A 12,574-nucleotide genomic window follows, 5' to 3' on the forward strand; every position below is an offset into this window, starting at 1 on the left:
GCGCCATGACCGAGACCAGGAACACCGACAACGAGCGGCTGACCGAAGCCCTGCGGGCTAGTCTGATGGCAAACGAAACGCTCAAGCGGCAAAACCACGAGCTGCAGGCCGCCGCCCAGGAACCCATCGCCATCGTCGCCATGGGCTGCCGGTTGCCCGGTGGCCTGGCTTCACCGGAGGAGCTGTGGCGCCTCGTCGAAGCGGGAGAGGCCTTGAGCAACGCCTTGCCGAGCGACCGTGGCTGGCAGCTCGACAGCCTGTTCCCCGCAGACTCGCCGCTCCGCGAACGCGTCGCCGGCTGGCGGGGTGGCTTTCTCGACGAGGTCGCCGGCTTCGACGCTCCTTTCTTTCGCATCTCCGACCGTGAGGCCCAGGCGATGGACCCCCAGCAGCGACTCCTGCTGGAGGTCAGTTGGGAGGTGCTGGAACGGGCCGGCATCGTGCCCGCTACCCTCAAGAACAGCGCCACCGGTGTGTTTCTCGGCGCGACTCAGAACGGCTATCTCGCCGACCTGCAACGGCGTAACCCGGCTGCCGACGGCTATCGCTTGCAGGGCGGACTCAGCAGTATCGTCTCGGGACGCATCGCCTTCGTCCTCGGCCTGCGCGGCCCGGCGGTGACGGTCGATACCGCCTGCTCCGCTTCCCTTACCGCCATCCACTTGGCGGTCCAGTCGCTACGCAGCCGCGAGTGCTCGCTGGCGCTGGCCGGCGGGGTGACCGTCATGGCCACGCCCGAGGTCTTCGCCGAATTCACCAGGCAGAACGGCTTGGCCGCCGATGGCTACTGCAAGGCCTTCGCCGAACAGGCCGACGGCACCTGCTTCGCCGAGGGTGCCGGCGTGCTGCTGTTGGAGCGGCTCGCCGACGCCCAGCGCGCCGGTCATCCGGTGCTCGCGGTGATCCGCGGCACCGCCATCAATCAGGATGGCGCCAGCAACGGCCTGACCGCACCGAGTGGTCCGGCCCAAGAGCAGGTGATCCAGCTGGCGCTACAGAATGCGCGGTTACGCTCGCTCGACATCGACGTGGTCGAGGCGCACGGTACCGGTACCGCGCTGGGCGACCCCATCGAAGCTGGCGCGCTGATCAACACCTATGGGCGCGGACGCCCGCCGGAGCGGCCGCTCTGGCTGGGCTCGCTCAAGAGCAACATCGGGCACACCCAGTTGGCGGCGGGCGTCGCCAGCGTCATCAAGATGGTGATGGCGCTAAACCAAGGCGTGCTCCCCAAGACTCTGCATGCCCAGGAGCCCTCCCGCAAGATTGATTGGTCGGAGCAGACCGTGCGCCTGCTCGACAGGGCGCGTCCTTGGCCCGAGACCGACCGGCCCCGGCGGGCCGGCGTGTCGTCGTTCGGCTTCTCTGGCACCAATGCCCACCTGATCCTCGAACAGGCGCCGCCGGCCAAGCAGCTTGCCTATCACCCGACTGTCGCAGAGCTGGAAGGGCTGCCAGCCATCAGTTTCCCGCTGTCGGCCGCCTGTGCGAAAGGCTTGCGGGCCCAGGCGCGCCAGACCATCGCCCTGCTCGAAAACCCGACAACCGACCTGGCCGCGCTCAATGCATCGCTGGCATTGCAGCGCAGCGCCTTCGATCATCGCGCAGTGATTCTGGCCACCCGGCGCGAAGACGCCCTGATGCAACTCCGCGCGCTCGCCGAAGGCCGGCATGCCCCGGGCCTGATCCAAGGCAAGCGCTCGCCAAGCGGCACGACCGCCTTTCTGTTTTCAGGCCAGGGCGCGCAATGGCCGAGCATGGGCCGTAATCTGTACCGCCTCTGTCCGCCGTTCGCCGCAGCGCTGGACGAGGTCTGCGCCGCCCTCGACCCCTTGCTGGCGCAGCCGCTCAAGAACGTCATGTTCGCCGACAAGGGCAGCGACCGCGCCGCGCTGCTGGATCGCACCGACTTCACCCAGCCGGCCTTGTTTGCCTTTGAGGTGTCCCTGTACCGGATGCTGCGGCATTTCGGAATCGTCCCCGACGTGCTGCTGGGCCATTCCATCGGCGAAATCGCCGCGGCCCATGTCGCTGGCGTCTTCGCGCTGGCCGATGCCGCCCGCTTCGTCGCCGTGCGTGGCCGCCTCATGCAAGCCATCACCCACGAGGGCGCGATGGTCGCCATCGAAGCGAGCGAACAGGACGTCAGGGCCACTTTAGCCGGACTCGAACAGAGCGTTGCCATCGCCGCCGTGAACGCGCCGACGGCTGTGGTGATCTCCGGCGATCGCAGTGCGGTCGAGCGCTTGGCCGAGGACTGGCAGCAACGTGGGCATCGCACCCAAATGTTACGGGTCAGCCATGCCTTCCACTCGCCGCACCTCGACGGCATCCTCGCCGAACTGCGCCAAACCTTGGCAGGGCTCAGCTTCCACGCCCCCACCCTGCCCATCGTCTCGACCGTCACCGGTATGCCGCTGACCGCCGAGCAGGCGCGCTCGCCCGATTACTGGGCCGACCAGGCCCGCCAACCGGTGCGCTTCGCCGCTGCGCTGTGCTGGCTGCTGGAGCATCGCCTGACCACGGCCGTGGAAATCGGGCCGGATGCTGTCCTCACGGCGCTCGGCCGGACCAACGCGAGCCACCATCCCAACGGTGATACGGCGGCGCAGTGGATCGCCCCCCAGCGTCGCGACAAGGACGATCCTCGCCCGCTGTTCGCAGCGCTCGCCCAGCTATACACCCGAGGCGCCGCGCTGGACTGGCGCCGCCTGCTGCCGCTCGCCCCCACCTTGGCCTTGCCCACCTATCCTTTCCAACACCGGCACTATTGGTTGCAGCCGCGCTCCTGCGCGAACGGCCACGCGGGCAACATGCCCGGCCTGCTAGCTCTGGAGCATCCACTGCTGGCGCACGGGCTCGAACGTGCCGATGGCCAAGGTTGGGTGTTCTGGGGGCAACTGGATGGTTCCCGCCAGCCCTGGTTGCTGGAACATCGCGTCGGTGGCCAGGCGTACGGTGCCGGCGCCATGACCGCAGAGTGCATCCTGACAATAGGCAACCGGCTGGGCTGTCCGTGGCTCCAGGACCTGACACTGCAACGCCTGGTGCCCTTGCCGGAGCAGGGTGCGGTCGATATCCAGATTTACCTCGACGTACCCGACGCACAGGGTGTACGTAACGTCGCGGCCTACTATCGCCCGGCGGAGCCAGATGCCACGGGTGGCTGGCAGCACTTTGCCAGTTGCCAGCTGTTGCCCGACCCTACCGAGCCACCGCTCTGGCCTGACCTGCAGACCGCCGTCTGGCCGCCAGCCCACGCCGAGCCGATGGCCTTCGCCGACCTCTATGCGCGCCTGGCCGAACAGGGCGTGGAACTGGAAGGCTCCTTCCGGCGGATCGTCCGCGCTTGGCAGAGCCCCGAAGGCATCTACGTAGAAGCGGAGCGTGCCCATAGCGAGCCAGGCTCGACTTTTACCCTGCACCCGACGCTGTTGGACGCAGGCCTGCACTCGGGCCTGCTGGTCGAGGGTGCGGCGTCTTCCGCCGCCGCACCACGCCTGCTATTCTCCATGAGTGGCATGCGCCTGTACCAAGCCGGTGCCACGCAGCTACGTGGCCTGCTACAACTCAAGGCGCGGCCCACCTCGCCGACCGCGCCCCACGATTACCGTATGCGCCTCGCGGACTACCAAGGCCGGGCCGTCGTCATACTGGACTCAATGGTGCTGAAGTCGGCCAGCACAGGCGTCCTACCACGCCGCCTCGTCGGCTACCGGGTACTGTGGCGCGAGGTATCGCCCGACCACGTGGCTGACCCGCACGAAGCGCTCTGGCTGGGTGCCAGGGACGACCTGCCGAGCGATTGCGTCAGCGCTGCCTACCAGCACCTGGCCGACGCGATCACCACCTTGGCAACGACGCCACCCGGCACGGCGCTCGTTCTTGTACCGCCAGTACCCCCGGCTACGCAGGCCGCGGCGAACCGCGCCCTGCAAGACCTAGCGGCCACGCTACGCGAGTGGCTGGAAGATGAGCGGACGGCAAGGCATCCGTTACTGGTGGCAACCCGCCGGGCGGTGGCCACCGCCGATGACGAAGACGTGCCCAACCTGTCCCAGGCGGCGCTCTGGGGACTCGTGCGTACCGCCCAGGAGGAACACCCCGGCCGTATCCTGCTGCTGGACCTGGATACCGCCCACGCTACCCCGCGTGACTTCGCGCGCGCCCTGGCAGCCGCAAAGGGCGACGAACCGCAATTGGCATGGCGCCAGGGGCGTCTGTTGACACCGCGACTGGTCCGATCCAGTGGCGTGGAGCCGGCAACCGAGCAACGATCGGACGTCTCGCTCGATCCGGGGGGCACCGTGCTAATCACCGGGGGCACCGGCACCTTGGGTCGGGCCCTCGCGCGTCACCTGGTCGCCAAGCACGGCGTACGTCACCTGCTCTTGGCGAGTCGTAGCGGTGCCGCCGCGCCCGAGGCCACCGCCTTGGTGGAAGAGCTGGCCGAACAGGGGACCGCCACCACGGTCGCCGCCTGCGACGTCGCCGACCCGCAGGCCCTCGCGCAGTTGCTGGACGGCCTGCCCGCACGGCATCCACTGACCGCCGTCTTCCATGTCGCTGGCGTCATCGAGCCGGCGCCTCTGTTGCAACTCACCCCCGCACAGCTCGAAGCGGTGGTAAGGCCCAAACTGGACGCGGCCTGGCAACTCCACCTCCAGACCCGCCATCTAAACCTGGCTGCCTTCGTTCTCTATTCCTCGGCAGCCGGCCTGCTGCCCCAGCCGGGCCAGAGCCACTACGCCGCAGCCAACACCTTCCTCGATGCCCTCGCCCACCATCGTCGCCACTTGGGCTTGCCGGCAGTGGCCCTGGCCTGGGGCCTGTGGGCCGAGCGCTCGGCCATGGGTGAACGAATGGCCGCCGCGGGTATCCAGGAACTGCTCGACCGAGGTCAGTTGCCCATCGCCCTGGAGGATGGCCTGAGCCAAGTGGATCTGGCGCTGACCGGCTCCCTGCCGCCCCTCGCGATTCCTGCACGCCTGGACCTGCCGGCACTCCGCCGCCATGGCCCCCAGGCGCTGCTGCGCGAATTGCTCGCCGAAGGCAGCGGGCAGACGGCAAGCCAAGGCCCCGAAGCCTTGGCGAAACTGGCCCCCACCGAGCGGCGGACACGCCTGCTGGCGGTGATTGCCCAAGGGGTCGGTGAGGTGCTCGAGCATCCCGATCCAGCGGCTATACCTAAGGATACCGAGTTCCTTGTCCTAGGTTTCGATTCCCTCACGGCCGTCGAGTTGGGCAGTTGGCTGGCGGCCACCACCGGCATCCGCTTGCCGTCCACGGCCGTGTTCGACCATCCGACCCTCAGCGCCTTGGCCGACCACCTGAGCGCCTGCCTAGACCAACCGGAGCGCGCCCCAGCGCCAATCATCGCGACAGTGGGCATGCTTTTCGAAGAATTGCGCGAGGCTATGCGGCAGGGGCGTCTGGCACAGGGGCTGGAGCGATTGGCGCAATTCGCGGCCAAACGTCCGACGTTTGCCCCGGATGCCGCCGAAGGGCACGCGCCCGCGCCCAGCTGGTCGCGCCAAGAGCGTGACCGGCCACTGCTCATCTGCCTGAACTCCTTCCTGCCCGCAAGGGCCAATCTCACCTATCAGCGCTTGAGCCGCGAACTCAAAGGCCACTATGACATGGCCACCTTGCCCCTGCCTGGCTACGATAACGGGCCGTTGCCGGCCTCCGCCGAAGCTGTTGCAGTGGCGCTCGCGCACGCCGTCGAAGCCTGCGCTGCCGGTCGCCCCTTCACGCTGCTCGGCTTTTCCACCGGCGGACTGGTCGCCTATGCAGTCGCCGAGCTCCTGCAACAGCGCGGCATCCACCCCGCGGCCCTCTGCCTGATCGACACCTACCCGCCGGCCGCCATGCGTTCGGCGGTCCTTAAGGAGGTCCTGAGCGATTGGTTGGAAAGCCGCAGCGACTTCTGGTCGACCGACGACGACGGCCTGAGCGCCATGGCCTATTACTTGGAGCTCTTTGGTCGCTGGAGCCCCCTGCCGCTGGAGGCTCCGGTCCTGCTGCTGCAGGCGGAGCAGGCCTTCGCAGCGGGCGCCAGCGACACCTGGCCGCAACTCTGGCCACGCCTGACGCAGGTGGTGAAGACGTCTGGACGGCACTTCGCCCTGCTCAGCGATGAGGTGCAGCAAACCGCACAGCACCTCATCCAGGTGCTGGCGGACTACAGCGAAGCGGCGTCATGACCTCGGAGAACTTCCACTATGTCCTGGATCGGTCGCCACTCTTCCAGAGCTTGGGCCTGAGCGTCGTTACCCTGAGCGCCGACAGCGTCTGCCTAGCCATCGCAGAGTCGTGCCCGACCCATGGTGGCGCCTTCGGAGACATGACCCTGCCTGGCATCAATGGTGCCGTGCTTTGCGCTGCCTTGGAGGCCGCCATTGGTCTCGGCGGTCATGCCGCCCTCGGTCACACGCCTGCGGGCGTCATCGAGTTGTCGGTGAAGCTGCTGCGCCAGGTACGTCACCTCCCCTGCTACATCACGACACGGCTCGATCGCCAGGCACCGGGTCTGACATTCGTTTCCGCGGTCCTGACCAACTCGCGAGGGACGCCTTGCGCCACGGCCTCCGGCATCGTGGTCGCCACCAGGGGGGCGACCGAACGAGGCCTCCCTCTCGACTAGCCCCGGATCGGCCTTACCGATTCTCAACCTAAAAACCAGTAGGAAGCCCATGAATCAAGCACTGACTGAAACCATGCAGGCCTTTCTGATCCGCCCCGAGCGCTATGGCGAACCGCAGCAGGCCATCCAGCTCGAACAGGTCCGGATCCCCACCCTGGGTCCGCACCAGGTCCTCATAGAAGTGATGGCCGCCGGACTCAACTACAACAACGTCTGGGCCGCCCAAGGTAAGCCGGTGGACATCATCGCCGCGCGGCGCAAGCGGAACCGTGACGCCGAACCCTTCCACATCGGCGGCTCGGAAGCCTCCGGTTACGTGAAAGCCGTGGGCGACGCTGTCACCCACGTCAAGGTGGGCGATACCGTGGTGGTGTCCTGCTCGGTCTACGACGCCACGGCCATAGAATCGCGCGTCGCCCCCGACCCCATGTTCTGCAGCAACCAGGAAATCTACGGCTACGAAACCAGCTACGGCTCCTTCGCCGAATACACCCTCGTCGAAGACTACCAATGTTTCCCAAAACCAAAGTTCCTGAGCTGGGAGGAAAGCGCCACCCTGATGCTCAATGGTCCGACCGCCTACAAGCAGCTCACGCATTGGGCACCCAATACCGTCAAGCCTGGCGACGCAGTCCTGATCTGGGGCGCGGCAGGTGGCTTGGGCTCTATGTCGATCCAGTTGACCCGCGCGCTCGGGGGGCTGCCGGTGGCCGTGGTGTCCAGTCCAGAAAGGGGCCGCTACGCCTGCGAACTCGGCGCCGTGGGGTACTTGCTCAGAACCGACTATCCGCACCTGGGACGTCTGCCGGACTTGAACTCCGACGCTCACAGCGCCTGGACCAAAAGCTTCGCGAGTTTCCGTCGAGACTTCTTCATGACGCTGGGGAAAAAGGAGCTGCCCAAGGTGGTGATCGAGCACTCCGGCCAAGCCACCTTCCCCACCTCGCTGCAGATCTGCGACCGCTCCGGCATGGTGGTCATCGTGGGTGGCACGTCCGGCTACAACTGCGACTTCGATGTCCGCCACCTGTGGATGCACCAGAAGCGCATCCAGGGCTCCCATTACGCCAACATCCGCGAGTGCCAGGAATTCCTACAACTGGTCGAACAACGCCGGGTAGTGCCGACCCTGAACACCCTCTATCGCTTCGAGGAAACACCCAGGGCGCACCAGGCGCTACTGAGTGGCGAAGTCGTAGGCAATGCCGCTGTGCTGGTCAAGGCCGAGCGACCCGGCCTCGGGGTCGGTTGTTGACTGGCTGCCGGCTCGACGCGCGACCTCCTACTCCCTCTTGCTTTGAGACCTAGTCATGTCCTCAACCAATGACCACCCTTGGCTGGTACGGGCCAGCCGCGAGCAACGACCGCGCACCCTCTATGCCTTTCCCTATGCCGGTGGCGACGCCCAGGCATACTTAGGCTGGGCGAGCCGGCTCGATGCCTCCATCGAGTGGATCACCCTGGAACTGCCAGGCCGAGGGCGCTGCCCCGCAACGTCCTATGCCGACATCCAGGAATTCGTCCAGGCGCTGGTGCCGCTTTTCGCCGACTGCCAGAAACCCTTCGCTTTCTTCGGCCATAGCTTCGGGGCCCTGCTGTCCTTCCTGATATGCCGAGCCTTGGCAGAGCGACAGCTACCCTTGCCACGCGGCTTGATCCTGTCGGGCTGCAAGGCCCCCGCCTGCTTCGAACCGGTAGCGCAGCCAGCACTTTCCGACGTTGATACAATTGCCCTCATCCGCGCCTACGGTGGTACGCCCGAAGTGGTCCTGAGCAACCGGGCGCTGATGAGTTTCTTCCTCCCGACCATCAAGGCAGACCTGACCCTAGTTCGCAGCTATCGCTGGCAGCCGCAACCCCGCCTGCCGATCCCTCTCTTGATCTTGAGCGGTCGCCAAGACTCCACCCATGGTCCCGACGTCGCCCATGGGTGGCGCGACGTAACCTCTGGTGAAACCACCTTCCAAGCCTTTGAGGGCGGCCATTTCTTTATCAAGGACCATCATTACGACGTACTACAGATCATGAATAAATTCTTGCTAAAAACCTTATAAAGCCAGCCACTACACAGGCATTCTTGGACGATTGAGACTTTTGTAGTGGTCTTAATGATTTCGGACACTCATTTAGGCGGGAATATCGCCAGATATAGAGGTGTCTGATGACCAAACAACGCCGTACCTTCTCTGCTGAATCCAAACGTGAGGCCGCAGGCCTCGTGCTCGATCAGGGCTATAGCCACATTGAGGCCTCCCGCTCGCTAGGGGTGGTCGAGTCTGCGCTGCGTCGCTGGGTGAGCCAGCTCTAGCAGGAGCGCAATGGCGTAACGCCTCAGAGCAAAGCCCTGACGCCCGAGCAGCAGAAAATTCAGGAGCTGGAGGCGCGGATCGCTCGTCTTGAGCGGGAGAAATCCATTTTAAAAAAGGCTACCGCGCTCTTGGTGTCGGAAGAACACGAGCGCATGCGATAATCGAGCAGTTCGGGAATGCCCATCTGCGCAGAGTAAAGCTCTAGCGTCGTTCACGTTTGCGTGGAACCAAGTCCGCCTCAAAGTTCACTCAAGCATACTTAATAGAAAGATACCATAAGGGATCGGAGCTTCGAGCAGCAGAGCTATTGGACTGAATCTTGTGATCGCCGCCATTGTGCTGTGGATCACGTCGTTCGGGAAGCAATGAAACAGAAAGTGCAATTAAGCCCAATATCTGCCCGAAAGCCATCGTGCAACCTGGTCGGCTCGATAAAAACCACCGTCTGATGGACTCCAAAATCATCGATTTTCAATCGCATTTAATCTTGCTCGGACGCGCTCGATTACTGGTAGCAGTAGATGAATGCGGTGTCTTTTGCAGTCAATGCTGGTTCACGGGGCCGCGATAGACAATTAATGTGGGTCGAAAAACGCGATAATTGTAAGTCAAAGCCATTTCGATTGCAGGTCATTACACCTAGAAATACTCTTTATAGAAGGTATACGTAGTCATGCCGAGCTCTTCGATCTTGCTCATTGATGATCACGCCTTGTTTCGTTCAAGCGTGGCCCTGATGTTGGAAATGAGGCTGCCGGTTGGTACGACGGTCAGCGAAGCCAGTAGGATCGAGCAGGCGCTTGCCCAGGCGTTGCCGGCACCCGATCTCATCCTCCTCGATGTGCAGCTAGAAAGTGCTAACGGCCTGGAAGGCATTGCCTTGTTGCAAGAGCGCTGGCCCTTGGCGAGGGTGGTGATCGTGTCCGCCTTCGACCGGGATGCGATCGTGCGCGAGGCGATCCAGCGCGGTGCGGTGGAGTTTCACTCTAAGGCAGAATGTCCAGAGCATCTACTACAGCGGATCCAGGCGCTGCTCTCCGGAGAGCCTCCCGAACCGAGTACTATCGCCGCAGCCCCGTTGCCGCTCACTTCACGCCAGCGCCAGGTGCTCGGGTTGCTGTGCCGGGGATTGACGAACAAGGAGATCGCTTTGCAGCTCTGGCGCTCGGAACACACGGTCCGCAGCCATGTCCAGGCGATACTGACTATCCTCCAGACGTCCTGCCGTACGGAGGCGGCTGATGCCGCGCGCCGCCTAGGACTCGTCCTGTGAGGCACGACGCTCGCTCATACAAGGAGGCCCTGCGACTCATTCTGGTCGAACTCACCCAGTCGCTGGTCAAGACTACCCTGCTCGCTACCAGCTTGATCCTGACCTTCAGCCTGCTCGACGGCTTCCAGGCCCGCGTGTCTTGGTCAGCCCTCGCGCAATTGAGCGGCGACTGGGACCCTAACGCCATCCAAACGCAATTGTTGCTTTGGTATGTCGCCGTCGTGAGTCTTAGGGTGGGCCAGGTCATCTATGCGCGCCAGGTATTGCGAATCGGCCTGGACGCTGGCCGAGTGCAGCCAGTGACTCGGGTCCTGATGCTGGCCGGTATCTTGGAAAGCGTCGTCTGGGTAATGCTGTGCGAAATTGCCCTCCAACAGGCGTTTCCTACACCCTTCATCGGCTTGCTGTTGGTGCTGTTCGCCACGCTCGGCAATGCCAAGGTGTCGCTGAATTGTGCCGTGCCCAGTCTTTATCTGGGACGCATCCTGCTGCCGGTGGCACTGATCACTATGTGGTTTCTGCGCGTTGGTGATGACCTGCACAGAATCCTGGGGATCGCCGTGCTGCTTTACGGCTTGGGTCTCTGCCGATTGGCGCACTCGGGTCGGCAGCGCCTAGTGAAGCAATTGAAAAGGCAATTGCTGCTGGATGAGACCACCAAGCGGGCACGCCGTGACCTGCACCAGCTCCGCATCGCCTTGCAACGGGCGCGGCAGTCGAATACGGCGCGCTGTCAGTTGCTGGCTGGAGCCAGCCATGACCTGCACCAGCCCCTGCAGGCTCAGGGATTTTTTCTGGCAGCCTTGGCCGGCAGTCCGCTCGATTCCCAACAGCGGCAATTGCTGGTCAGGGCCCGAACGGCCGTCAAGACTACTACCGACATGCTAAATACCTTACTGGACCTATCACGCATCGAACTGGGTGCCTTGCAGCCGACATTGCACGTTTTTGCCCTGCAGCCACTGCTGGATAAACTGGAAATGGAGCTTGCGCCCCTTGCCAACGGCAAGGGCCTCAGCTACCGCACGCTGGATACGGAGCTATTGTCTCTATCCGATCCAACCTTGCTGGAGCTGATACTGCGAAATCTCATCGGCAATGCGATCCGCTACACCCTGAGGGGCGGCGTCCTGATCGCTTGCCAGCGGCGCCATGGCTACCTCCAGATCGAGGTCGTCGACACCGGCGTCGGTATCGCTCTCCAGCACCAGCAGGAAATCTTTCGCGACTTTCACCAACTCGATCATCCGACCCGGAACAACCACGAAGGGCTAGGTCTGGGGCTTGCCATCGTTGCCAGGTTGGCTCGCCTATTAGGCCATCCATTGACCTTGGCTTCCCGAGAGGGGCACGGCAGCACTTTTCGGGTGCATCTCCCCCTGGTCAGGCCGGTGAGAGCTGATGGTGAGACGGTCATAGTGCCCAATACATCCAGACTGAGCGAGAGTCTTGAATGCCGGCGCCGTTTTAGCGCATTTCAACCAAAGCCTGGCGCGGCATCGTAGAGTGAGCGACAACGGAGTGGTGATGAAGGGCGCCCGTTGGGAGAAGACACCGGAGAGCACCACCTAGATCCGCTGTAGTAGGTGCTCTGGACATTCTGTCTTAGAGTGAAACTCCACCGTACCGCGCTGGATCGCCTCGCACACTGATCCCGGTCGAAGGCGGACACGATCACCACTCTCGCCGAGGACCAGCGATCTTGCAAGGCTATGCCTTCCAGACCGTGAGTACCTTTCATTTGCAAATCGAGCAAGATGAGATCGGGGGCCGGCACGCTTGGGCAAACGCCTCCTCGATCCTGCTGGCTTCGCTGACCGTCGTCCGTGGCAGCCTCATTTCCAACATTAGGGCCACGCTGGAACGGAACAAGGCGTGATCATCGATGAGCAAGATCGAAGAGCTCGGCATGGACTACGTATACCTCCAGTAAAGCGTATCCCCGGGGCGCTTTTGGTCAAAATGGACGATGGGCGCCCGCGCGGTACGCCTTTAAAGTCGGTTCGTGGTTCAGCGTGGGCCATCTCCCTGAGCGAGCAGATGGCTTTCGGCGTGAAGCTTACCAATGTGCCGGGGAACCGGCTCCCTTATTGACGACGAGGCATGTAAACCATGAGCTCAGCAAAACTCGATCAGATCTTCGAGGCAATTTTTCAGCGTCCGGTGGAAAATGACGAAGATATCTTCGACCTGGGTGCCAATTCTCTTACCGCTATCCAGTTGATTGGTCAGGTCAACGAAGCGTTTGGCGCCAATATCAATATGGAGCAGTTCTTCTTGACGCCCTGCAAGCAAACGGTGCTTGCGCAGTTGCAAGTCGCCCCTGCGGCGGATAAAGCCTGAGAG

8 protein-coding genes and 2 pseudogenes are annotated in these 12,574 nt (G+C 63.5%); all 10 read left to right on the plus strand.

Annotated features, from left to right (window positions below; translation table 11 throughout):
• Positions 1 to 5: 5 nt before the first annotated feature.
• The 10 genes and pseudogenes from I9H09_RS26160 (at position 6) to I9H09_RS26200 (ending at position 12,571) form a co-directional block, all read left to right on the plus strand.
• Complete coding sequence (locus I9H09_RS26160) at positions 6 to 6,206, plus strand: type I polyketide synthase (protein WP_236502439.1); 6,201 nt, start codon at positions 6 to 8, stop codon at positions 6,204 to 6,206.
• Positions 6,203 to 6,646, plus strand: coding sequence for a PaaI family thioesterase (locus I9H09_RS26165; protein ID WP_054990061.1), 444 nt, complete (start codon positions 6,203 to 6,205; stop codon positions 6,644 to 6,646). The genes I9H09_RS26160 and I9H09_RS26165 overlap by 4 nt, the downstream gene beginning before the upstream one ends.
• Positions 6,647 to 6,695: 49 nt before the next feature.
• Entirely contained in the window at positions 6,696 to 7,901 is a 1,206-nt protein-coding gene (gene ccrA / locus I9H09_RS26170; protein ID WP_054990062.1) for a crotonyl-CoA carboxylase/reductase, read from the plus strand.
• Between the two features lie 55 nt (positions 7,902 to 7,956).
• Positions 7,957 to 8,700: a thioesterase II family protein gene (locus I9H09_RS26175; RefSeq protein WP_054990063.1), complete on the plus strand. Its 744-nt coding sequence runs from the start codon at positions 7,957 to 7,959 to the stop codon at positions 8,698 to 8,700.
• Positions 8,701 to 8,807: 107 nt separating this feature from the next.
• Positions 8,808 to 9,124, plus strand: a pseudogene (locus I9H09_RS26180) (transposase); the annotation flags it as partial.
• A gap of 106 nt (positions 9,125 to 9,230) precedes the next feature.
• Positions 9,231 to 9,312: pseudogene (locus I9H09_RS27315) on the plus strand (hypothetical protein); the annotation flags it as partial.
• 316 nt (positions 9,313 to 9,628) lie between these two features.
• Complete coding sequence (locus I9H09_RS26185; RefSeq protein WP_054990064.1) at positions 9,629 to 10,228, plus strand: response regulator transcription factor; 600 nt, start codon at positions 9,629 to 9,631, stop codon at positions 10,226 to 10,228.
• The gene (locus tag I9H09_RS26190) at positions 10,225 to 11,733 is read left to right on the plus strand and encodes a sensor histidine kinase (protein ID WP_122346900.1); all 1,509 of its coding nucleotides are present in this window, start codon (positions 10,225 to 10,227) and stop codon (positions 11,731 to 11,733) included. Before I9H09_RS26185 ends, I9H09_RS26190 begins: the two co-directional genes overlap by 4 nt.
• A gap of 197 nt (positions 11,734 to 11,930) precedes the next feature.
• Positions 11,931 to 12,107 carry a hypothetical protein gene (locus I9H09_RS26195; protein ID WP_162234135.1) on the plus strand — a complete coding sequence of 59 codons (177 nt, stop codon included), beginning with the start codon at positions 11,931 to 11,933 and terminating at the stop codon, positions 12,105 to 12,107.
• A 233-nt stretch (positions 12,108 to 12,340) separates the two neighbouring features.
• Positions 12,341 to 12,571 (plus strand): acyl carrier protein, encoded by a 231-nt coding sequence (locus I9H09_RS26200; protein WP_054990065.1) that lies wholly within the window; start codon positions 12,341 to 12,343, stop codon positions 12,569 to 12,571.
• Positions 12,572 to 12,574 lie beyond the last annotated feature (3 nt).

It is taken from the genome of Pseudomonas tremae, from assembly GCF_023278125.1.
GTDB classification, from domain to species: Bacteria; Pseudomonadota; Gammaproteobacteria; order Pseudomonadales; family Pseudomonadaceae; genus Aquipseudomonas; species Aquipseudomonas tremae.